This window comes from Butyrivibrio hungatei DSM 14810 (assembly GCF_900143205.1).
GTDB classification, from domain to species: domain Bacteria; phylum Bacillota; class Clostridia; order Lachnospirales; family Lachnospiraceae; genus Butyrivibrio; species Butyrivibrio hungatei.
The window spans coordinates 17,897-42,355 of sequence record NZ_FRDH01000013.1; the positions used below are offsets into that span (position 1 = coordinate 17,897).

16 protein-coding genes are annotated in these 24,459 nt (G+C 42.0%); all 16 read right to left on the minus strand.

Annotated elements, in window-relative coordinates:
• Positions 1-59: 59 nt before the first annotated feature.
• On the minus strand, positions 60-1,466 hold the full coding sequence (locus tag BUA02_RS13665) for an undecaprenyl-phosphate glucose phosphotransferase (RefSeq protein ID WP_071175344.1): 1,407 nt from the start codon (positions 1,464-1,466) through the stop codon (positions 60-62).
• Positions 1,463-2,434 (minus strand): glycosyltransferase family 2 protein, encoded by a 972-nt coding sequence (locus BUA02_RS13670; protein WP_072705203.1) that lies wholly within the window; start codon positions 2,432-2,434, stop codon positions 1,463-1,465. Before BUA02_RS13670 ends, BUA02_RS13665 begins: the two co-directional genes overlap by 4 nt.
• Before the next feature lie 3 nt (positions 2,435-2,437).
• Positions 2,438-3,841 (minus strand): glycosyltransferase family 2 protein, encoded by a 1,404-nt coding sequence (locus tag BUA02_RS13675; protein ID WP_072705206.1) that lies wholly within the window; start codon positions 3,839-3,841, stop codon positions 2,438-2,440.
• Between the two features lie 28 nt (positions 3,842-3,869).
• Positions 3,870-5,609, minus strand: a complete 1,740-nt coding sequence (locus tag BUA02_RS13680) for a phospho-sugar mutase (protein WP_072705209.1) — start codon at positions 5,607-5,609, stop codon at positions 3,870-3,872.
• Between the two features lie 78 nt (positions 5,610-5,687).
• Positions 5,688-7,742 (minus strand): glycosyltransferase family 2 protein, encoded by a 2,055-nt coding sequence (locus BUA02_RS13685; RefSeq protein ID WP_072705211.1) that lies wholly within the window; start codon positions 7,740-7,742, stop codon positions 5,688-5,690.
• A gap of 15 nt (positions 7,743-7,757) precedes the next feature.
• A complete protein-coding gene (locus tag BUA02_RS13690) occupies positions 7,758-9,869 on the minus strand; it encodes a glycosyltransferase family 2 protein (RefSeq protein WP_072705214.1) in 2,112 nt (703 codons plus the stop codon).
• Positions 9,870-9,880: 11 nt separating this feature from the next.
• Positions 9,881-12,040 carry an SAM-dependent methyltransferase gene (locus BUA02_RS13695; RefSeq protein WP_072705217.1) on the minus strand — a complete coding sequence of 720 codons (2,160 nt, stop codon included), beginning with the start codon at positions 12,038-12,040 and terminating at the stop codon, positions 9,881-9,883.
• A 19-nt stretch (positions 12,041-12,059) separates the two neighbouring features.
• Positions 12,060-13,385 (minus strand): ABC transporter ATP-binding protein, encoded by a 1,326-nt coding sequence (locus BUA02_RS13700; protein ID WP_072705219.1) that lies wholly within the window; start codon positions 13,383-13,385, stop codon positions 12,060-12,062.
• Positions 13,386-13,419: 34 nt separating this feature from the next.
• Positions 13,420-14,421: an ABC transporter permease gene (locus BUA02_RS13705; RefSeq protein WP_072705221.1), complete on the minus strand. Its 1,002-nt coding sequence runs from the start codon at positions 14,419-14,421 to the stop codon at positions 13,420-13,422.
• The gene (gene rfbC / locus BUA02_RS13710) at positions 14,418-14,963 is read right to left on the minus strand and encodes a dTDP-4-dehydrorhamnose 3,5-epimerase (RefSeq protein WP_072705223.1); all 546 of its coding nucleotides are present in this window, start codon (positions 14,961-14,963) and stop codon (positions 14,418-14,420) included. The genes BUA02_RS13705 and rfbC overlap by 4 nt, the downstream gene beginning before the upstream one ends.
• Positions 14,964-14,991: 28 nt before the next feature.
• Complete coding sequence (locus BUA02_RS13715; protein WP_072705225.1) at positions 14,992-15,474, minus strand: hypothetical protein; 483 nt, start codon at positions 15,472-15,474, stop codon at positions 14,992-14,994.
• 34 nt (positions 15,475-15,508) lie between these two features.
• Entirely contained in the window at positions 15,509-16,378 is an 870-nt protein-coding gene (rfbA, locus tag BUA02_RS13720; RefSeq protein ID WP_071175333.1) for a glucose-1-phosphate thymidylyltransferase RfbA, read from the minus strand.
• Between the two features lie 301 nt (positions 16,379-16,679).
• On the minus strand, positions 16,680-17,765 hold the full coding sequence (gene rfbB, locus BUA02_RS13725) for a dTDP-glucose 4,6-dehydratase (RefSeq protein WP_072705227.1): 1,086 nt from the start codon (positions 17,763-17,765) through the stop codon (positions 16,680-16,682).
• A 32-nt stretch (positions 17,766-17,797) separates the two neighbouring features.
• Positions 17,798-19,249 (minus strand): hypothetical protein, encoded by a 1,452-nt coding sequence (locus tag BUA02_RS13730; protein WP_072705228.1) that lies wholly within the window; start codon positions 19,247-19,249, stop codon positions 17,798-17,800.
• A gap of 21 nt (positions 19,250-19,270) precedes the next feature.
• Positions 19,271-22,807: a GH25 family lysozyme gene (locus tag BUA02_RS13735; protein WP_072705230.1), complete on the minus strand. Its 3,537-nt coding sequence runs from the start codon at positions 22,805-22,807 to the stop codon at positions 19,271-19,273.
• A gap of 125 nt (positions 22,808-22,932) precedes the next feature.
• Positions 22,933-24,438, minus strand: a complete 1,506-nt coding sequence (locus BUA02_RS13740; protein WP_072705232.1) for a hypothetical protein — start codon at positions 24,436-24,438, stop codon at positions 22,933-22,935.
• Between the last annotated feature and the right edge of the window lie 21 nt (positions 24,439-24,459).

The following is a 24,459-nucleotide window of genomic DNA, read 5'->3' on the forward strand; positions in this document are numbered from 1 at the left end:
AAATGTATTGTAAACCATTAGTATACTATGCCACAAATGTGCAAAATATACAACCCTTATCAGTATGCGTTCTTATTAATGAACCCGTATCTGATGGTACCAAGCATAATTTTTATGTCAAAAGACATAGACCAGTTCTCAATATAATAGATATCATAATCGATTCTCTTTCTAATTGATGTATCTCCGCGATATCCATTTATCTGAGCCCAGCCTGTAAGACCTGGACGAACCTGGTGTTTTACCATGTAACGCGGTATCTGCTCTTTAAACTTCTCAACAAATTGTGGTCTCTCCGGTCTAGGGCCCACAATACTCATCTGACCAAACAAAATATTAAAGAACTGAGGCATCTCATCGATACTTGTCTTTCTAAGAAACGCCCCAACGTTAGTAACTCGTGGATCTCCCTTGGTAGTCCACCCCTTCTTTTCCTCAGCTTCTGACTGAACCTTCATAGTCCTGAACTTGTACATCTTAAATGGAACACCGTTAAGTCCGATCCTCTCCTGCTTGTAAATGATAGGTCCCTTGCTGGTTGTCTTAACTGCAATAGCCGCGATCAGCATGACTGGTGAGAATAAGATGATTGCAAACAGTGAACCCACGATGTCCACAGCTCTTTTAGCCATTCTGTTAAAAGAGTTTGATAATGGAACGTATCTGATATTGATAACAGGAAGCCCCTGAACATCCTCTGTGTACGGATTACTTGGGAAAAGAGATGAATAGTCCGGAATGAACTTGGTATGAACGCCGGATTTCTCACACTGAGCCACAAGCTCTTCAAGTCTGTCGTAATCATCCAGAGGAAGCGTGATAGTGATCTCATCGTAATTGTTGTTTTCAAGATATTCTGAAAGTTGCTCGATCTTGCCCACAACTTTGATACCGTGATAACTTGTATCAATTGGCACAAAGTCATCCAAAACGCCTGCAATCTCATATCCCCACTGAGGATTATCCAAAATTCGGCTGATATACCCCTCTGCTGCCCTTGAATAGCCAACAAGAAGGATATGCTTCATGTTATAACCTTTTTTCCTGATGTATCTAAGGAATTTCCTGAGGAAGCCTCTCGAAACCGTCGTCAGAAGAACGTTAATAAAGAAGAATATAACGATCATTCCACGGGAGAAGTTGTTCTGATGGATCATGTACAAGATCACAAGAAAACTAAGTATTCCCATGATATTGGCTTTGACAATGTCCATGAACTCATCCCAAAGCCTAAGTGCTCTCCTTGAAGTATAGAGCTGAACCATATAATACAAAAACAGATACGCAGGGACTAAAAAATAGAGTACAGAAAAGTACGTAAGCATTGGTAAATGCTCCGCGTGATCTCTGTCACCCCATAATAGTCCGAATCTTACAAAATATGATGCCACGTAGGAACCGGCTACGATAAGCCCGTCCACAACCACGTGCGCTCTATTCAAATGTACCTGATTGTCCTTGATCATAGTAAAACTACCCCAACTAGTCTGGCCAGGTTGATCCACAGTTCAAGCTGCATCTTCAAGCTGCCAAACAGTTCTTTTTTGCCAAATCTGACTCTTTTTTGAGAGCCGGCAAATATCTTGGAAAAGCCCTTCATTATCCCCTTGATATGAGCCATTCCAAGTCCTTTTTTCACGTAAAAGACATGCTTAATGATAATGCCAAGTAATATCAGAGGCAAATTTAATATTATCTGAAATACAGGCATATTTTTATAGATTAAGTATAAATTATTTCCTGCAGTTAGTTCAACCTTAAATGCATTGTATCTTGATCCGCTTGAAGCACTTCCAGCGTGATAAACAATGGCCGAAGGCTCGCAGACATTAACAAATCCTTTAAGCCTTGCTCTATAGCCAAGGTCCACATCCTCAAGGTAGCAAAAATGTGCTTCGTCAAAATAGCCAACTATCTCAAAGTACTCTTTTCTGTACATAGCGGCACCTGCGCAGGCAGAAGTAACAGCATCTATCTTATTAAAATGCGTGTTATCCTTGTCTTTGCCAGGAGTAAATGCCCATCCAAAGACGCAGTAAAGATCACCACAATCATCAATGTTGTGTGGTTCCTTAAACTGAAGCATCTTGGCCTGAGCGCTGAACACTTTCTTTCGCTTGTCCATACATGCAACAAGCTTCTCAATTGCCTCTTCGTCGCACCTTGTATCATCATTTAAAAGAAATACATAAGGGCTGTCAGCATCCTTTATTCCCACATTTACCGCATTAGCAAAGCCTGTGTTGTCATTAAGCTCAATAACCTTAACTTCAGGAAAATCCTTTTTTATAAGTTCAATGCTTCCATCAGTTGAGCCGTTGTCTACAACTGTCACAGTAAAATTCCTAAAGGTCTGCTTTTTAAGACTCTTTATGCAATCTGGAAGATATTTTTTTCCATTATAATTTGGTATTACAACGGTAACTTTACTCATATATCAAACCCTTTTGATAACCTGAGGATCCCACATAACGCGGAAGCCCTGCTTCCTGGCCTCTTCCCCAAGCTTAAGACTCATAGCAGCAATTGTCTCCTCACTAAAAGCCTTAAATCTATCATCTATTGTTTCTCCGCCTTCATAGAAGGTGTCCTTGTATTCAAATCCAGTGATCTGCTGGTAGACAGCCCTTAATTCTGGCCTGACTGCCATGCATCTCACATCTACAGCTGCGCAGTCCTGCTGAAGAACAGCTCTGTGCTGAAATCCGCCGCTATATCCAAGAGGAAGTCCCTTGTACCTGATGCTTCCGTCCTTCTTGAAATTGCCGCTTATGATCCTGCCTCTTTTATTAAGTATCTTGCCGCCGATGATTCCCACATCGCTTCTAAATGAAAAGACATCAGGCTCGTACAAGACTCTGTAAAAGCCAAGGTGTGGCATCTGCGCCACATCTGCCTTAACGCCATTTTCATGAAGAACATCTCTTACAGCCCTCTGGCCTGCCTCATAAGCATACATCTTGCTGGCAGGATTGGCTGCTGTTGAGCCTCTGTGACATCTCCAGTGATACAAAACTTTGTCTATATGTGCAATCTGGCCGCTTGCCATTGCCATGGACAAAGCCGCCTCTGTACAACATCTAAGGAACAGATCAAAATCCTGTGCTCCGTCGTACTTGCCGCGAAGTTTGAGTCTTTTCAGGATATCTGCCCTCATGACTGCAAAGTGGCAGATATAGTTGTTGGACAATAAATAGTCCATGTTAAAAGATGGCTTGGCGTGATGCTCATAGTAGGCACCCTTGCCATCATCATATTTGTCCTCATTTGAATAAATAAGGCGTATAGGACATGCCGAGAACTGGGTAAGTTTATTTTGCTTCATGCTCTTTCTGATGACTCTAGCCACTTCATAGAGAGCATCTGGCGTAAGAGTATCATCATGGTCCAAAAGACCTATATAATCCCCTTTAGCCTTCTCAATAGCCTTATTGGTATTCTCTGATATTCCATCGTTGCTTCCAAGATGGTAGTACTTGATCCTGGGATCAACCCTGGTGTATTCCTTGACAGTCTCTGACTCAGATAGAGACGCATCAGCAAGTACCAGTTCCCAGTTTCCATAGGTCTGAGCCACAACAGAATCTATCATCTCCTTTAAGTACTTTTCAGGAGTATTAAAAAGAGGCACTACAATGCTAAAACGCATAGCGCCTCCTGATTCTGCAAGTGACTTATATTCCCTCTTCTGTTCCTCTAATACGTCTTCAGAAAGAGGAATATAATCATATTTTTCATTTAAAGTATCTGAAACTCTCTCAAAGGCAGCAAAAAATGCGGCTTTAGCACCGTTGCGCTTAGCATATGCTATTGTTTTTTTAGCCGCATTTTTTATACCCATAATTATCTATCCTTTTTTTATAATGAAGTTAGCCTACTGCATCCTTAACAGCCTGTGTTAATTCTGCCTGAAGTTTCTCAGCATCCTCAAGGTTCTTGCCCTTTACACCCATGTAGAACTTGATCTTAGGTTCAGTTCCTGAAGGTCTTGCGCAGCACCAGGAATCATTGTTAAGTGCAAAGTAAAGAACATTTGATGTAGGAAGACCTGTCTCTCCCTCTTTGCCAGTAGCCATATCAAGAGTCTTGCCAGTCTTGTAGTCTCTAAACTCTTCAACCTTCCACTGACCAAATTCCTTTGGAGGGTTCTTACGAAGCTTATCCATGATAGCAGCAATCTGCTCAGCTCCCTCTTTACCCTTCATAGTGATTGAATACTGGCCCTCTTTGTAGTAGCCGTACTCTTCGTAAAGATCCATCATAGCATCCCATACGCTCTTGCCCTGCTTCTTGTAGAAAGCTGCAAGCTCGCAAAGGCACATAACTGCAACAACAGCGTCCTTATCTCTTGCATGTGTTCCAGCAAGGCATCCATAGGACTCCTCAAGGCCAAATACATAGTTGTGAGACTGGCCATTTTCTTCAAAGAGTTTGATCTGCTCACCGATGTACTTAAATCCTGTAAGAACTTCAATGTAGTGGCAGCCATACTTCTTTGCAACTTGCTTAGCCATGTTTGTTGTAACGATAGTAGTAACGAATGCTGGGTTAGCTGGCATTGTGCCTGTAGCTGTGCGCTCTCTTAAGATATAATCGCCGATAAGCATTCCAGACATGTTTCCTGTAAATCCAATATACTCGCCTGTCTTAGTATCTTTTGCATAGATTCCAAGACGATCTGCATCAGGGTCAGTTGCAAGTACGATATCTGCATCCTTCTCTTTTGCAAGCTTAAGAGCAAGCTCGAATGCCTTAGGATCCTCTGGATTAGGATAAGCAAGAGTTGTGAAATCTGGATCTGGAGCTTCCTGCTCTGGTACTACGAATACATTCTTGAATCCAAGTTCCTTAAGCACTCGTCTAACAGGAAGATTTCCTGTTCCGTGGAATGGTGTATAAACAATAGTGAACTTGTCAGCCATCTCATCAATAACATCCTGATGAATGATCTGCTTTTTAAGTTCTACCATGTACTTGTCATCGATCTCTTCGCCAAATGAAACATAAAGTCCCTTGGCAACAGCATCTTCTTTAGACATTGTCTTAACTTCGTGGTAGTCAGTGATAGACATAACCTCTTTGATAATGCCTGTGTCGTGAGGTGGAGTAACCTGCGCGCCATCCTGCCAGTATACCTTGTAACCATTGTACTCAGGTGGATTGTGAGAAGCTGTTACCATAACACCTGCGATACATTCAAACTCTCTAAGAGCAAATGAAAGTTCTGGAGTAGGACGAAGGATATCACTTACATAAGCCTTGATTCCGTTAGCTGCAAGACAAAGAGCTGTCTCCTCAGCAAACTCAGGTGAAAATCTTCTGCAGTCATAAGAAATAGCTACGCCCTTCTTTGCTGCGTCTGCTCCACCATTCTTTTTAATATAATTAGCAAGTCCCTGTGTAGCCTTACGTACAGTGTACTTGTTCATTCTGTTAGTTCCGGCACCGATAACACCACGAAGTCCGCCTGTACCAAACTCAAGCTCTCTGTAGAAACGATCCTCTACCTCTGCCTCGTTGTTACGAATTGCCATAAGTTCCTGCTTTGTATCATCGTCAAAGTATGAATCATTAAGCCAATATTCAAACTGTTTTGTTGCTTCACTCATTACATTGTCCTCCTGTGCACATATACCACAAAAATTATATCATATATCCCCAATTCAAAAAACCTATGCATCAGGTTTTTACTGAGTTCTAAGACTTGAATAGCCCTCTACGTTAAGGCTGTAATCACTCCTGTCGAGGGAGAAATTAGGGTTGTAGTACGGGTCGCCTTTATCGAGAACTTTTTTCCATTTGGTGCGGAAATGCTCTGACTCTGCCTCATATCTCTTTGCATTCTCACCCTCAAGATCAAGGCCCCTTGAAAGAGATTCATAGTGATAAAGCTCAGCAAAAGGAGTAAATACATTGAGATATCCTTTTTCTCTGAGTTTAAGACAAAAGTCCACATCGTTAAGACTAACCTGGAAGTCTTCTGCAAAACCTCCAACTTCGTCGTATTTAGCGCGGCTAACCATAAGACATGCCCCTGTAACTGCGCTCACATCCTGAGCGTAGCAAAGTCTGCCCATATATCCAAGATTCATACCTGCCTGGCCATAGTGAGAGTGGCCTGCTGTTCTATGTGCTCCAAGTTTAAGTACTACACCTGCGTGCTGGATCTTTCTGTCTGGAAAATAGAGCTTAGCTCCAACTGCTCCCACATCCTGCCTCTGAGCATACATAAGAAGCTCCTCGATCCAGTTAACAGTAATAACCTGTGTATCATTGTTCAAAAGAACTACATACTCGCCGTCAGATTTTGAAACGCCGTAGTTCACAACTGCTGAATAGTTAAATGGTGGCTTCTTGCCATCTGCTGTAAGATTCTGACCATTCTCATAATAATCAACAACCTTGACAACATCCTTGAGATTACCTGTTCTAAGCTCCTCGTAGTAGCCCTTTATCTCAGAACCAGTGCTGCCATTTTCTACAACAATGATCTCGTAGTTGTCATATACAGACTTCTCATAGATTGAAGTGATACATCTCTTAAGGTCCTCTGCGTGCTCGCAGTTAGGAATTACGATGCTGACTTTAGGACTTCCCTGAACTTCATAGGTGATCTTAAAGATAGTCTCAAATGCCCTTGTACTGGTGATCTTGAAGTGGTCATATCCATGACGCCTCAAATGATCTGCCACAGCGCCCTTTGCAGCCTCAATAGCGTAAGGCTTGGCACTGATGTCAGATGCAACAGATGCAGCATGAGATCTCCAGTAATATAAAAGCTTTGGAATGTGTACGATGTGCTCTGCTCTATCAGTAAGTCTAAGGATCATGTCATGATCCTGGCTTCCATCAAACTTAGTTCTAAAGAGCTCTGTACCATCAAGAAGAGTTCTCTTAAAAACACTAAAGTGGCAGATATAGTTGTTGGCTCTCAGATTATCGATAGCATAATCCGGTTTGAAGTGCATGGTTATCATCTTATTGATGTCGTCGCCCTTAAAGGTTGTCTCATCACAGTAGATGTAATCTGCATTTTCTTCATTTATAGCTTTGACATACCAGTATAATACTTCTGGATGAAGAATATCATCGTGGTCAAAAAGTCCAATATACTCACCCTCTGCAAGTTCAAGGCAATGGTTGGTATTTCCTGCAATTCCCTCGTTCCTTTCAAGCTTCTTGTAAGCAATCTTGCACTTTCCATCAGGTAAAAGAGCTTTCGCATCCTTCATGTATTCTTCTACAATCCTAGATACTTCAGAAATATGAGCTTCATCAGATCCATCAGCAAGACAGAGCTGCCAATTGCCGTAAGTCTGTGCAAGAACAGACTCTATCATATCTCTAAGGAACTTCTCAGGAGTATTGTAAAGAGGAACTAAGATTGAAATAAGAGGCATCTTCTCAAATACTGCCTCTTCCTGCTCTTTTCTAGTCTCTTCACTAGGAAAAGACTCTGTTCCGTAGTGAGTCATTGCCTTCTTCTCAATCTGCTTGTACTTGATCTTAGCAATAACACCTCTGAGAGACCCCTGATTCCTGATCCTATCACGCTGCCTGATAACCCAGTGCATTGTGTTACGTGCTGGAGTGCTGGCTTTCCAAATAGGATTGTTCTTAATTCTATTAAGCTTGAACTCTAATTCTTGGTTTTTATCTTCAAGTTCAGCAATCCTACCAGCAAGCTCTGCACTCTTTAGTTTTTCTTTTTCATAAGCTGACTTATAATCCAACTCGCTCATTTATAACCTCTTAAATCACTTTTTCACATTAAGAATGTTAGGAACCCAGTTTACAAGCTTTAAGTGGCTTGTTTTATCAACCGCTAACATACCGATCTGGTAGTAGCCTGGTACAAGATCACCTTTGCGGATTTTTACCTTGTAGCCAGTGAGATCTACGTTTACCTGATCCTGTAAGCGAACCTTGATGTCAGGCCTGTACCATACATAAGTTGGCACGCTAAATACCTTAGGCTCTACAGGGCCTGCTCCATCCTCATGTCTTTCCACAAGACGAAGGAGCAATCTCTTTTCATAAATTGCATTATCAGATCCAATGACAAAGCTGTATCCCTTGAGATAGTAGCCATCATCGTACCCTTCTGCAGTTACTCCGTACAGCCAGTTGCGAAGGCTGCCATTGTACTCGCATCCAATTCTAAGACACTGATCTTCCCTTGCTCCCCTGATACCATGTTCGTGAACTGAAACTCTGGCATAAGGAATATCCTCCACAGCAGTGTAATCCTCACGTGGAATAATAGCTGAGATCGTCTCATCCTCTGTAAGGTGTGGACTATAGAATGGATCAAAGTTATAAAGGTGCGCATGCCTCTTCATAAGAGTGTCACCCTCAACTGCAAGTCTCTCCATCTTCTTTGGATCAAGGTTATCAAGACCTCTTGTAAGAGACTCATGATGATATAGATAAACATGGTTACAGCATACGTTGTAGTAGCCCTTTTCCATTACTGTATAGCAGAAATCTACATCATTAAAGGCAACCTTAAGTTCCTCAGGAAAGCCTCCTATATCGTTAAACTTCTTTCTGCTGATCATGAGACAAGCAGCGGTTACACCGATGAAATTGTGGACACCTCTGTTATATCCAAAGTAGTGGCTCTTGCCATCGTGCATCTTCTGAAGCTTATGCACAGGACCACGTCTAACATTGGCAATTCCGCAATGCTGAATAAGGTCTGTGTCAGGATAAATAAGCTTGGTTCCTACACAGCCCACATGGCCAAGCTGAGCCTGAGACAGCATCTCGCGAAGCCATCCCTCTTTTACCGCCTCAATATCATCGTTAAGGAACAGGAGATACTCACCGCTGCAGGCTCTAGCGCCCTGGTTACACATAGCAGAGAAGTTAAACTCCTGAGATTTGTAAATGTAATTTATTTTGGTAAGTCCGTTCTTTCTCTCGGCACGGCTGCAATAAACACCGTACTTAACTCTATTAGCAGCTGAACTACCATTATCAATGATGACAATGTCGTATTTGATGTTGTCACCACCAGTTGTATTTACGATGGAATTAAGACACTGCTGCAGCACTTCAGGATGATCCTTGGAAGGAATGATGATGCTGACAGTAGCTGGTCTTAAGAGCATATGCTTGGAATTGTGGAATGTTCTTCCGTAAAAGACATCCTGCTCAGAGTTTCTATGGAATAATACTTCTCTGATATGTCCAATAGGAAGCTCCATGCCGGTTCTCTTGGCAAAGGCTCTCACATGTATAGCAAGCATGCAGAATAGTACATCAGCTGATAAAAGAGATGCTTCAAGTCCCACCTGCTCTGGTGAATTCTTTTTGTTTGATGTTCCGCCCAGCATCCTGACTGCGTTATCGTACTCAGGTGCAGCGGCATGCATGGTAGTTGCTCTGCAGGCAAAGTAGCTACCTATATAAAACGCGTTCAAATATGAATCAGGAGACCAGTCTGGCTTAAAGAATGGATGAATATACTTGCCACCTTTGCCGATCTCGTCTTCATCACCGTAAACAATGTCATGCTCTGGGTGTGCTACAAAATACTGCTTGATAACTTCAGTAGCTCTTTTGGTAAGTCTGCCCTTAGGACTTACAAAAATGTAGACAACATTCTCGTCGCCCTTAGCATCAGAAACCTCCCAAACCTTGGCATAAGGCACAACCTTAACCTCTGGCTCAGGCTTCTTGTAAGGTACCAAAGTGCCGTCTTCATTCTCCTCGTAGTACACAGGAGCTTCAGCCTTGATCACAGGCTCTTTTTCACCCTGGCGCTGCCACTTATCATAAGCAGAAGACTTGGCTTTTACTACTCTGTTGTATTTAGTTTTTCTCCTTGTCGCAAGAGTTTTCTTGGCTAAGTCCTTCAGCATTCCCCTAACAATTACTCCTCATCATCTTTATAGTATCGTGCTTCACGTTTCTGGCTTATTTTTTCTCCAAGCTTTTTGATAATGTTCTTTTTCTTTGGAACTGCTACTTCAGGTTCAGGAAGTGAGCTTATTACTGCATCTGCAGCATTTCTTGGAATAAGAGTCATCAAAAGCTTTACCACAAGGTGGTTCTTTTGCTTAATGCCCAGTTTGTCACTTGTAAGTGAAAACTCGATATTAGGATCATCAGAATTAAAGATTATGGAATCATCTGAGATCCACTCACCATTAACTGGATTTATTGCAATATCTGCCCCACCCTCTGCAATGTTCAGACTGTTCCATGTAGCGTTCAGGATAGTGACCATACATGGTGCAAAAGCAGGATCGATCCTGACTGTGTTGCAGGTATCATCAACTCTGATATCCAGAGTTACTGTGTTCTTGTCATCGTACTGCTCTTCTGGGAACATTGACTCATCCTCAGAGTAGCCCTCACCATTATCAAGATAGATCTGGATCTGGTCATCAGGCCTTGCAGCACTGGCAGTAGCTGTGATCTCCTTAGGAACGATCACCTTTCTGCCTATATCTTTCCATAGCTCTACCATTGACTTGCGGTTTCCAGTTACATACTTCTGGAAGGCGTATTCTTCATCAAGGAGAACCTGGATCTCTTTTTCTGTAATACCAAGTTTGCCAAAAAGAGGCTTAGGATCAAACTTTTCTCTTTTCCTATCCTCTAATCTGTAGCAGTAAAGTGCTCTCCACATGGACTCCTTGGCAGGTATACACTTACCGTAGGTCCATTCATAATCTATTATAGTCCAAATAGGGCCATTAACCATAATATTAGAGAATATCAAGTCATAATCTGATACAGGATAGTCTTCCTTGTACCTAATACGCTTTAGATATTCGTTCAAAAGAGCTTCAAATGCCTCCATGTCATCTCTATCAATGCACTGATCAAGGAGTGAAGCCAGCGGTACGCCATTAACAAAAGAAAAAATAGCGCAGCCTTCCTGTTCATTTATCTGACAGTCGTTGATCTCAAGGTCCCCGCCTCTATACTTCTCAACAAGGCCAAGATAAGCATCTCTGATACCAAATACGTGCTCTCTTGCTTCCTCTGTAAGAGGGAACTTTTTGATAACCTTTCTGCCAGCTTTATCGATAGCAATATCAGTTCTGATCTTGAACTCAGAAACTCTGTCATTGCTGTATTTACTGTAGATAGTATCAAAGCCAGGTCCAAGGATAACTTCAAAGGAATTGGCAAACTCTGGATAGAGGCCGTCCTTTGAGAGGTCCTCGTAAGCTCTTTTCTCATTGAAAAGAACTAATCTATCCCTGTCAAAATTACGAACATTGTCCTGAAGCTCTCCAAACTTAGGCAGATAATCATCTGAATGAAGAAGTGTCATAAGCTTGTAGTCAGGATATGGATAATAGAAATGGTACTCATTCATGCCACATTTCTTGAAGATGTTGATAAGTCCATTTCTGGTAAAAGTCTTGGCAACGCTGTCTGGTGAGTATCCCTCAATACCTGTAAAGTAGCTTCCAAGGTGATCTTCAGCACATCCAGCAAAATACTTAAGTCCAAGGCGGTTCTCAATAGCAATTACGATTCTTCCGCCCTTTTTAAGGTGTCTCTGAAGCATTCTAAGGAACTTCTCGTAAGGATTGTCAGTTCCAATATAGCCCTGACCGTACTCAAATACGCCGATCAAGAAGATATAGTCAAAATCTCTGGGAAGATCTGGCTCAATATCCCTGAAGTTACCAACGTGGATAGTTACGTTGTCGCACTCCTGATTTCTGGTTGCATTGATCTCAGAACGTCTCCTTGAAAGATCGCAGGCAACTACTTCGCCAGCCTTCTTGGAGAGCATACCTGTGATAGCGCCGCATCCAGAGCCAACCTCTAATACCTTGGCGTTTTTATCCATAGGGATCCACTCAACGATATTAGATCTTTGCTCAGAAAGATGGTAGAGAATAGGCCAGTTTGCCCTCTCCTCGATAACCTTCTGATACTCTTCTTTTTTGTATTTTTTGACAATCTCAAGAAGGTCGTTCTCTATAGCACCATCGCTGTAGAGATCAACCCCAGAGTAGTGTTTGAAATTAAGGGTCACATTCCCAATCTTAACATTTTCCTGCATTTTGCTCGTTCCTCGCGAGTTATTTAGCATCAGTAACAACACATTTAGAATTCATGTCATAGTAGCCAACAGTGTTCTTGTCTGATACTACTGATACATTAAGTGCATCATAGAGTCTGTGATACACGGTAAAATCATTTTGTTCAAAACCTGTTACTCCAAAGCTAAGAAGATACTCTCCGCCCTGAAGTGACATATTCTGTGTAAAGGTGACGTCCTTTTCTTCGCCAGCCTTAACCGGCTCCAGAAAAGCCTTTTCAACCATTGAGTTGGTTCCTGTGATCTCAATGCCCATGATGTTCTTGAAGGTAAGGGCAAAGATAGGAGCTGCAATATCTCTATTAAACTTAACTCTCATGTGCACTGTAAAATCAGTACCCTTAATGATAGAGTTAGTCTCTTTTCCTGTATTATCTGTGACAAAATAGTTTGTGATAGTAGCTGCGCCATCGCCATACTCCAGGGTATCTGGATTCTCAGCGGCTGTTTTCTTGGCACTATCATCTTTTTTTATCTTGTCATCAGCTTTTTTGTCTGCATCTGCTGCAGCCTGACGGATCTGATCATCATCAAGAAGGTTCTCAACGTCACTACTTGGAAGTGGGTACTGTCCCACCAGAACCTGCTTGTAGATATCGATCATCTTCTTTGGTGTTCCCTCGCCAAGGAGCACACCCTGATTTAAAAGAACTGCTCTATCGCAGTACTTGCTAATACTGGAAAGATCATGTGATACAAAGAGGATAGTCTTGCCTCTCTTCTTGAACTCTTCAAACTTGTGATAGCACTTAGCCTGAAAGAATACGTCACCTACAGAAAGGGCCTCATCAACGATAAGGATCTCAGGATCAATGTTGATGGCTACTGCAAAGGCAAGACGCACAAACATACCACTTGAGTAGGTCTTGACTGGCTGGTAGACATAGTCGCCAATATCAGCAAACTCAAGGATTGCATCCATCCTCTTTTTGATCTCTTCCTCAGAAAAACCAATCATCATACCGTTTAAGTAGATGTTGTCAATTCCGTTGTACTCCATGTTAAAGCCTGCTCCCAGTTCCAAAAGAGCTGAGATATGACCATCAACGTTAACTTCACCCTCAGTTGGAGATAAAACTCCTGTGATGATCTTGAGGATAGTGGACTTACCAGAACCGTTTGTGCCAATGATACCAACTGTCTCACCCTTCTTAACAGTAAGATTAACGTTGTTAAGGGCAAGGTGCTCCTTGTACTTCTTTTTACGGGAAAGTCCAAGGGAGTCCTTGAGTCTGTCCATAGGCTTGTCATAAAGCTTATATAGTTTAGTGAGGTTTTTTACCTCAATAGCTACATCTTTTTCCATAATAAATTCCTATATTATCACTAATCCTCTAGTATCACAGAACGTCTGCAAAGTGAGGTTTAGAACGCTTAAAGATAAGTGTTCCGATACAGAAGGTTGCCACTACAAAGATCCAGAAATAAGTGGATGAATAGAAGTGCTCAAAGAACCATGTATCGCCATAGATTGCATTTCTATAACCCTCAACAATGTATGCCATAGGATTGAGTTTGAAGATCCACTTGAATCTGTCAGGAACTATGTTGATGTTCCAGAGAATAGGTGTAAACCACTGGAACAGCTGAAGTCCTATGTTAATGATCTGTAAAAGATCTCTGAAAAATACTACAATAGCGCTGGTTGCGTAGCTTAGTGACAATACTAGGATAAACTCGCATGCCATGTAGTAAAGGATCTGAATCCAGTAGACACTTGGATAATATCCGTAAACACAAGCGATCAAAAGAAGAACGCAGATAAAGAACACGTGAATGAACATAGCTGCTATTATCTTGATGATTGGCAGTATGCTGATCTTAAAAAGAACCTTTTTTACCAGGTAATTGTACTCAAGAAGTGATGTTGTGCCGTTTGTAAGGGCCTCTGAGAAAAAGAACCATGGCACAAGACCAGCTGTGAGCATGAGAACATAAGGAACCTCTATGCCATCAGAAACCGCCTCGGCTCTGGACTGAAATACAACGTCAAAGATAATGTAGTACATTATAACTGTAATAACAGGCTGAGCAAGGGCCCACACGATACCCATGTAGGAACCGGCATATCTTTTTTTGAAATCATTTACTGAAAGTCTCTTGATGAGCTTCCTTGAATGGAACAACTCAACCGGAAGCACCAGCAATCTGTCATACCAAAAGAAGACCAGTATACAACTGATGCCAATCAAGATACATCCACATATCTTCTTGAGCATCTCTGTATGCGGGTCTGCCAGCGGATTTGTGTGCATTACAAGAAGTAGCGCCAAAATAAGCGCCATTACATAGAAAATGCCCAAGCCTAATCGCTTGGGAAGTTTCTTAAGTCCCTTTATCAAAGCTCTTTAATTCCTCCCCACTTGGTATCCTTATCGGAAAGGTTAAGTTCCACGCCTTCAATCAAAGGCCATTCAACACCAATATCTGGATCATCCCACTTAAGGCCGCCCTCGTCGTTTGGATGATAGAAATCAGAACATTTGTAAGCAAACTCAGCGTACTCAGAAAGTACGTAAAAGCCATGCGCAAATCCCTTTGGAATAAAAAACTGTTTCTTGTTTTCAGCAGAAAGTCTGACACCAAACCACTTTCCATAAGTCTTTGAACCTTTTCTAAGGTCTACAGCCACATCAAATACTTCACCATTTATGCAGCGTACAAGCTTGTCCTGTGGATACTCCTTCTGGAAATGAAGTCCTCTTAAAACTCCCTGTTTGCTGGCTGACTGATTGTCCTGAACAAACTCAACATCAATACCTGCCTCAACAAAATCATTCTTGTTGTATGTCTCAACAAAATATCCTCTTGCATCACCAAAAACAGTAGGTGTAATAACTTTAAGTCCTTCTATCTCACAAGTTTCAACAGTTATCTTTCCCATTTTTATATCTCCTAATATTTCTCAGACATTACTGTCCAACTGGTGTTCCCTCGATAGGTGCAGTTGGCATAACGCCGTTATATTCATATAAGCTGCTGTCAAAAGAGCCGCCCATTCCCGGAGCATATCCCTCAGGATTCTGAAGCTCGCCTACAACTGCCATTCCAGGAAGTTCATCATCACTAACTGAACTGCCAAGGCTTGAAGCTTCTGAACTCTCTTCAGCAGAGCCTGAACTTTTTTTGATCACCACAACAGAAGGTATCTTCTCTGTCTCATCAAAAAAATCTTCATCGCTTAAAAAACCGTCTAGATTGCTACCGATCTGCTGTCCGTAAACCTGCTCACCACTATTGTAGGATGCAGCGGTCTCAGCTTCATCACTTTCCTTGGATCCCCAGCCAAAAAGCTGATTGATCTTTTGGGTATTAGTAGCATAGACAATGACAAGTACCAGAATAAAGGCACTTATGATGGTAAGTATTGCCATTCGGAAAACTCTTTTATCCACGTTCTCCTCCCGTTATCAAAACCTCGCCAGGTGTTCACAGCCCGTTAGCGACCTCAACCAGGTATTTACCGTAATCAGTCTTCATAAGTGGCTCGGCAAGCTTGAGTAGCTGCTCCTTGTCGATAAATCCGCGCTTATAAGCAATCTCTTCAATACATGAAATGTAAAGTCCCTGTCTCTTCTGGAATGCACATACGAAATCTGATGCATCAAGAAGAGAATCGTGATTGCCTGTATCAAGCCATGCAAAGCCTCTTCCCATAGTCTCTACGCGAAGCTCGCCGCGGCTTAAGTATTCGTTATTGATACTTGTGATCTCGATCTCGCCTCTTGCTGAAGGCTTAACGTTTGCAGCAATATCAACAACCTGATTGTCATAGAAATAAAGTCCAGGTACAGCATAATTAGACTTTGGATGCTCAGGCTTCTCTTCGATACTGATAGCTTTGCCGTTCTCATCGAACTCAACAACGCCGTAAGCTCTAGGATCTCTTACGTAGTAACCAAAGATAGTAGCTCCCTTTTCTCTGGATGCAACTTCTCTAAGAAGCTTAGAAAAGCTCTGTCCATAGAAAATATTGTCTCCAAGAACAAGGGCAACAGAATCACTGCCAATGAACTTAGCGCCAATGATGAATGCATCAGCAAGTCCTCTAGGCTGTTCCTGAACAGCATATTCAAAGTGCATTCCAAGCTGTGATCCATCACCAAAGAGCTCTTCAAACATTGGAAGATCTCTTGGTGTAGAAATGATAAGCACTTCTCTGATGCCCGCCAGCATCAAAGTTGAAAGTGGATAGTAGATCATTGGCTTATCATATACAGGCATCATCTGCTTGGACATTGCCCTGGTAAGTGGATAAAGTCTGGTGCCTGAACCACCAGCTAAAATTATACCTTTCATTTTTTCTCCTTTAGGACGTGAAATGTTGAAAGATTTTGATTCGAAATTGGTTTTACATAAATCATTTTATGGGCGCTTCCGCTTCGTTGAAAACGTAACAGTACTAAGTCAGTAAAAAACACTGACTAAGTACTGACGTTTTCAAAGACCATAAAATTGCTTTATGTATAAACCAATTTCTAATTGTAATCTATGAACATTTCACTGATAAATGATTAAATTCACAATTATATATTATGCCGAAAGATTCACATCTAACAGGCATTTATCCTTCAAATAATAAATAAAACTAATTATATTATTACTTGTTAGAATACATCTTTTCGTAGTATTTCTCGTAGTCTCCGCTTGTTACATTCTTCATCCAGTCCATGTTGTCGAAGTACCATTTTATTGTCTTCTTGATTCCTTCAGCAAACATTGTTTCTGGCTCCCAGCCAATCTCAGCTTTGATCTTGTCTGGAGCGATAGCGTAACGTCTGTCATGACCTTTTCTGTCACTTACGTACTTGATAAGGTCATAAGAAAGGTGGGCCTTTCTTGGATCAGAGTCATCAAGAACTTCCTTAAGAGTATCAATGATAGTCTTAACGATCTCGATGTTCTGCTTCTCGTTGTGACCACCAACGTTGTATGTCTCAAAGAGACGTCCCTTTTCCTGAACCATGTCGATAGCCTTGGCGTGATCCTCTACATAGAGCCAGTCACGTACGTTCTTACCATCGCCATATACAGGAAGATCCTTGCCTGCAAGAGCGTTGTTGATGATAAGAGGAATAAGCTTCTCTGGGAACTGGTAAGGTCCATAGTTATTTGAGCAGTTAGTAATGTTGGCTGGGAACTTGTATGTGTCCATATATGCCTTTACGAGCATATCTGAGCTAGCCTTACTTGCTGAATATGGGCTGTGTGGTGAATATGGAGTTGTCTCATAGAAGAAAGCATTTGGATCATCATCAAGTGAACCATATACTTCGTCTGTAGAAACGTGAAGGAACTTCTTGCCTTCCTTGAATGTTCCGTCAGGAAGCTCCCATGCCTTCTTGGCAGCATTGAGCATTGTAGCTGTACCAAGAACGTTAGTCTGTACAAAGACCTCTGGATTAACGATTGATCTGTCAACGTGACTCTCTGCAGCAAAATGAACTACTCTGTCGATATCATTTTCCTCAAAGATCTTATTTATGGCATCTCTATCACAGATGTCAGCTCTTATGAATGTGTAGTTGTCTCTGTTCTCCACATCCTTAAGGTTCTCAAGATTGCCGGCATATGTAAGCACGTCAACGTTGATGATCCTGATCTCGTTATCATATTTCTTAAACATATAGTGTATGTAGTTGGAACCAATGAAACCAGCTCCTCCAGTTACAAGATAAGTTCTCATTTTTTTGCCTCATTTCTAATTTTTTGAAAAATTTACTGGTATAGTATACCACAACCAATCGTCAAGTAGAAGAGTCCCATTCCATAGCACATATAGCGCGGCTGTGGGAATATCATAGAGCCTGTAACCACAGAGTTTATCAGTATTCCCATGAATACGATAAGTGCAAACAGGCACAGTTCTCTGCTCTTTTCATCCTTCTTCATTATCAACCTTACGCTAAAAAGAATCAGATAAAAGAGATAAATAAATATAGAAACCTTAACAAGGATCGCAGGTCGATTATTCGCCACAGATATCACAAGTGCCTTTGCCACATTTGCCACCAGAACGTACAAAAACTCAGACGACTTACCGGTAAATATACCCTTTATATCCTTTAAAAGAAGCTCTTTTGCAAGAACTGCTTCTACTTCATTTTCCTTTATGTCAAACTCCGGTCCTGAAATTTCAGGAAATTTCTCGGATACATATTGCTGGCAATACGGGATCACAATATCAAAGCCTATTATGTCATAGCCTTCTGCGTAGTGGCTTGTCATTTCAAGCCAGGTAGAATCAAAGTTCTGAGAAGGAGCATAGGAAATCGTCAGCTCTTTTGCCACGCATTCATCATAGATGCGGGTGTACAGGCTTCCAAGCTCCGGGAATTTCTGAGAGTCTTCATACTTGTCATAGAGGTGAACGTCCTCAGCATCTGCAGTATAAAGAACCGTACAAAGAGTTCCCTTGCTATTACCTACGTGCTCAGCAAACTTGCCTCTTACAGCGTAGTTGTAACTTCTATCGATGACGCCAATACTGATGACCGCCAAGATTCCCATGATGACTATAGAAAGGAACCTTCTGGGGTCTCTAGTTCTTTTAACAATGAGATGAATGATCAGTGACACTGCGCCCATGATCAGGATCGTAATGAGCATTTGCTTCCTGATGCTTGAAATCAAGACACTCAAAAGAAATACCGCCAACATGTTCATCGCTGAGTAGTTCCGGAAAAGTTCAAAGAGCCTTATGCTAAACAGCACAAACAGCGGCATTGCAAGAGCTTCTGTCATGATGCATTCAGAGTACATGGAGCCTCTGTTTGCCACAAATCTGTTGAGGATTGCAACTGCCATCTGGGAAAAGAGTCCCATAAAGCCTACAATGGTCGCTCTCTGCCTTGAGTACCTTTGCTCCAGCGTGTAGTCATACATGTAGATTCCAAGCCTTGCTGCGGTGTAAACCCACAATAGGCTCTGGATGATCACAACGCAGAACAGATAAGAAGGCTGTCCGTACATAGTTCCGGCGAAATCAAAAAGTTCAAAGAGCTTTCTGATTCCCAAAAGAAACAGTGGATAAACCGGTTCTCTTGAGAAATCCATGGAGGTGTAGCTTGCAGAATCCACGCACCACACCGTTCCATCGATGATCGCCATACCTATATAGAACACAAACGGTATTAGTATTGAAATGATCTTAAAACGTTTCTTGTCCATCTAATATCTTTCTAACAAAGCTTAGTAGCAGATATTCATGTCAACGTTTCCTGAGATACCTGTTACTTTGCCCTTTGAAGTGTACTGCCACATGTCATATCTTGAACCTGTGTATGTAACCTGTGAAGCGTACTGTGCAAGCCAGATCTTGTAACCTGTGATCTGTGAAGTGTTGATCTTGCTTGTGAACCAGGTCTTGTTTGCGTAAACGCCAACCTGGTAGCCTGCATTCTTGATAGTTCCGCAGAATGCCTTTATGTTAGCAGTTCTCTGCTCAGCACTGATTCTGTCACCACGACCGTTACTTCCCTCAACGTCAAGGTATACAGGGAATGAAAGGCTGTATCCCTTGCAAAGGCTGATAACCATTGAAGCTTCTTCAACAGCCTCAACCTCATTTACCGCCTGAGTAAAGAAGTACACACCAACTCTAAGTCCTGCTGCCTGAGCTCCCTTGATGTTTGCTCTGAACTTAGGATCCTCGATAAGTGTTCCCTCAGAAGAACCTCTATATCCACATCTGATGATAACAAAGTTGACGCCTGAGTTCTTAACTGCGTTCCAGTCAATGTTTCCGTTCCACTTGCTGACATCGATACCCATTGCACCAGGTGACTTAACAAGTGCACCGTCGCTATCAAATGTGTACTTAGCACCCTGGATTACCTGCTCGCCCTTAACTCTATCTCCGTTCTTGTCGTAGAAATAAGTCTTGCCATCAAGTGTCTGCCAACCTGTGTACTTGAAAGCTGTAGCAGCTTTTCTTGTATAGAACTTCTTGTTTCCGTCGTAGTAATCCTGATAAGTAGCTTCTCTATACTTATCGCCATCCTTAACGTAAACAGTGTTTCCGCTCTTATCCTTAAGGACTGTTCCTTTGCCTACTACCTTCACTTCAATCTTGGCATCTGTGTAACCATCAGCTGAAACTGTAAGAGTTACATCACCTGCTGCCTTACCAGTAATTGTATCGACATTAACTGTTACTTTATTGGTATCACTTGAAACAACCTTAGTGATCTTAACGTTATTAGCTGTTATCTTGAGGGTCTGGCCTTCAACAAGAGTAGCCTTTGTGAAGGATACAGGAACTGTATCTTTGCCTACGACCTTAACTGTTACAGGATAATCATTATATCCATTAGCTGTAAGTGTAATTGTTGTACTCTTTCCAGGTGTTACACCAGTAACTTTCTTGTTATCTTCAACCTTAGCGATGCCAGCATCAGATGATGTGTACTTAATATCTGATGGTGCATTCTTAAGAGAAAGAACTGATGCAATATCTACAGTCTCTTTTTCCTTAACAGTGATCTCTTTTGCAGAAGTCTCGAAGTTCTTCTTTGCAGGATCGTCTACTGTAAGAGTTACTTCTTTTGCATTATATTTATCAGCAGTTACCTTAAGAGTTACTTGTCCCTTCTTTGTTCCTTCTACTGTTGTTCCTGTTATCTTGACTTGTCCATCTCCGCCAGACTGTGTAACTGTTGGATTTGAAGGTCCTGTAACCTTAACTGTTGCCTTCTCGCCTACTTTTATGCTGTTAGGTGTAACCTCAACAGTCATGTCCTTGTTAGGCTCTTCTTTAACATTTACTTCAAATGACTTTTCTTTATAATCGTCATTACCTTTAATTGTAATTTTTGCTTTACCAGTGCCAACAGCCTTTACTGTTGTTCCTGATACAGTAGCAGCACTTGCGTTATCTGAAGTAATCTCAGGATTAGATGGTCCCTTAGCAATAGAAATAGTTGCTTCCTGTCCAACTGTAAGTTCAGTTGCAGAAATGCTGGCTTCAATATCTACCTTTTCCTTAGGAGTTGTACTTCCGCCACCCTCTCCAGGGTTATCTGTGCTTCCGCCACCTTCACCGCTTCCGCCTGTGCCGTTTCCACCTTCGGAGCTCTCTTTTGAGCTCTTATTTGAAGCTGCATCATTACTTGTCAGAGAATTCCCTTCGCCAGGATTTCTTGCTCCAGCCATTCTCATGAAGCTTCCAGCTGTTAACTTAGCTGTAGTTCCTGGAGGAGTGATATCTTCCTTCTTGATCTCATCATAGCTGTACTGTCCATCAGAAGCTTCACCGATAGGAGTCTTCGTACTCTCAACCCACTCAACTGTATCCTTAAGCTGAGACTCAACCTCTGTCTTAACCTGAGTATCTTCCTTCGCAGCGTTGACCTGAGATTCCTTCTTAACCTCGTTGCTGACATCGACTGCCTTCATCTCAACTGTGTCTTTTACAGTAATTGTCTTACTTGAAGAATCAAGTGTGTATGTTGAATACTCATCAGAAAGAGCCATTGGAGTAACTGTGTACTTGCCGGCCTTGATATCCTTCTTATAGATGATTCCGTCCTTATCGTGATCATCATAAGTTACAGTGCTTCCGTCCGGGCACTTTACAGAAACTTCGAAATGAACATTTCCAACAAGCTTCTTGGTCTCTGAGTTGATGAACTTGATCTTAATGTCGCTCTTAATAGAAGTAAGAGTCATCTGAACTGTTACGCCCTTAGCGTCATCAGCGATCTCTTCCTCTTCTTCCTCTTCTTCGATCATCTGAGCTGTCATAGACTTAGCCTTCTCAGCGTCAGCCATAGCAAGAAGTCCGCTCTCGCCTACAACTTCTACCTCGCCAAGAGTTGTTCCTACATCTGCAAAAGAGCTGATCTGCTCATTCTTGGTACTGGCTGCCTTGTAGAATATGCCAGTAGCAACTGCACCAGCAATAAGGAAAAGAAATACTGCTGCCGCAATTCTTTCAACTGCAGATGTATTCTTGATTTTTTCTAAAGCACCAGCAAAAAAGATTGCTGCGCCAGATTCTCTGTGGCCTCTGGAACGATCTCTTCTGCTGCCTCTATCTCTGCGATTTCTTTCGCCACGGTCTCTATCTCTACGTCCTCTTACTGGAGCGTAATCATCATCCTCATCATCGTCATAACGGTCATAGTCGTCTTCGTAGCGATCATCGTAGTCACGGTCATACTCGTCATCATAACGATCATCTCTGTAATCGCGGTCATACTCATCATCATAACGATCATCATCGTCATAATCACGGTCATCTCTATCGTAGTCGTCTTCGTCGTAATGATCATCATCGCCGTCGTAGTCTTCCTCATCCTCGTAGTACTCGTCTTCATACTCACGGTCGTACTCATCGTCAGGAATTCCGTTATACTCGCGGTCATCTACATCATCTTCGTAACGATCTTCTTCCTCTTCGTCTTCGTAACGATCCTCTTCTTTGTCATAATCGTCATCTTCGTAGTCGTCGCGCTCTACATCATCATAGTCTTCATCCTCGTAGTCGCGATCATCCCTGCGATCATAATCGTCGTAGTCATCTTCATACTCGCGATCATCATCTCTGTCATAATCGTCATCTTCATAGTCACGATCATCATAATCATCATCGTACTCAGGATCGTAATCTTCGTAATCATCCTCGTACTGATCATACTGCTCGTCAAAATCAATTCTCTCGTCGTGTCTCTTGGTACGTGATTTCTTACCAAAAAGGCCTAAACCCTTTTTTGTACTTCTTTTCATACTTTACTCCCAAAAATAAAAAAACTTAAAACTCTCTAACTAATATATCCAGATGTAGTCATTCCCCAAAACGTCACACTACATCTGAGGTACATTTTACCATCATTGTCAACAATGGGCAAAAATCAAGGCATCAATACCGTCGTGGTATGTAGATTGAACAGGTGCGCGGCGCTCACATTAGTGAACCACTCTGAATCTGATCCTATGCCTAGTCCTGGAAGAGACTCACACTCCACATCCCAAGGGATATAGATGATGCAATCAGTGCCCTCTTCTGCAAGTTCAAAGGTTGTAAGCTCATACTCTCTGATGCGATACACCTCTGTAAACCTTCCGTTCTTAAAATCCCTGAATGTTCTTGCTGTGAAGCTATCCTTTACGATGACGTGAGCAGAAGGTAAAACAAGCGCAAGTAAAAGTGCCAGCGCTGTCAAAGCACCAAGCGCGTATTTTACAACATGATCTGCATCTACTTTTCCACCAATGCTTACTTTTCCGGTGAGCTTATCCACAACTGTCTCACCAAACCACTGACTTATGCACAGTCCCAGGAAAATAAATGTGAATCGTGCGATAATGTCGTACATTCCTGTTACGTGGGTACTAAGCTCATTGGTATGATATCCGTAAGCTGCCGGGAACACAGTAAAATACTGTATCAGCAATACTCCGACAAATATGATCCCCATCATGCCGTTTGTGATGCCACTTTCCTTAACTCTTACCTTGTAAATAACACCGATCAGGATAACCGCCAAAATAACAACAATAAAGATCGGATCAAACACGTTCTTCATCTCGCTGAAATAGAAAGTAAATGCATCTCTTATGGCGTCAAACACTGTTGTGTGGCCTTCCTTCAGATCTGCACTGGCTCTCTGATAATTTCCAGGTGCAGCAACGTTCACAAGGGCACCGATCATGGCAAATACAAAAGGTATCAGGAGTTTCTTTTTCGCTTTTACCCTGTCAAAAGAAACAATGACAACAGCCAGCAAAAATGAACAGGTTGGTGAAGTGATAACAAGTGATCCGCCGCTTCCAAGAAATGCAAAGATAGCAGATAAAACAAGGAAAAGATTCACCTTCCTGTTATCAGTTTCCTGAACTGAAAGAACGCTGAAATATAATGCAAACAGAGAAAAGGTGAACATCAAAGTATAGCCAACAACTGCTGTGTACCAGTAAAAGAGCTTGGTGTCATGGACAGAACCTGTCATTGTAAAGGTACTGAGCATAGCTGCTGCCATGGCACAATAGCTCACAGTCTTATTTTTCCTGGAAAGAACTGAGAACACAAGCCATGTAGCCCAGATAAAAAGAACCATGTAGCCAATGATCGCAATGTGAAATCCCGGAAGGCCAAATCTTGAGTAAGGCCTTATGAAATGATCAAGGAACATCGCTGTATAGCAGCCCTGCTGCATCTTGTAGATAACTGTCACCTTGTAAAGTGAGCCAATAAGTGATGAGCCAAACTCCGCCGCTCCGGCAGATCCGCCTGATTCATAGGAAAAATCATCCTCACTTGGATATGTAAACGCTGTTCCTATAAGCGGAGACGCAAGGGCCCCGATCATTACAAGGATCAGCACAATATTCAGTAATTTGGTTACTGTCTTATTCATTCATCTTTCCTCTCATTGCGT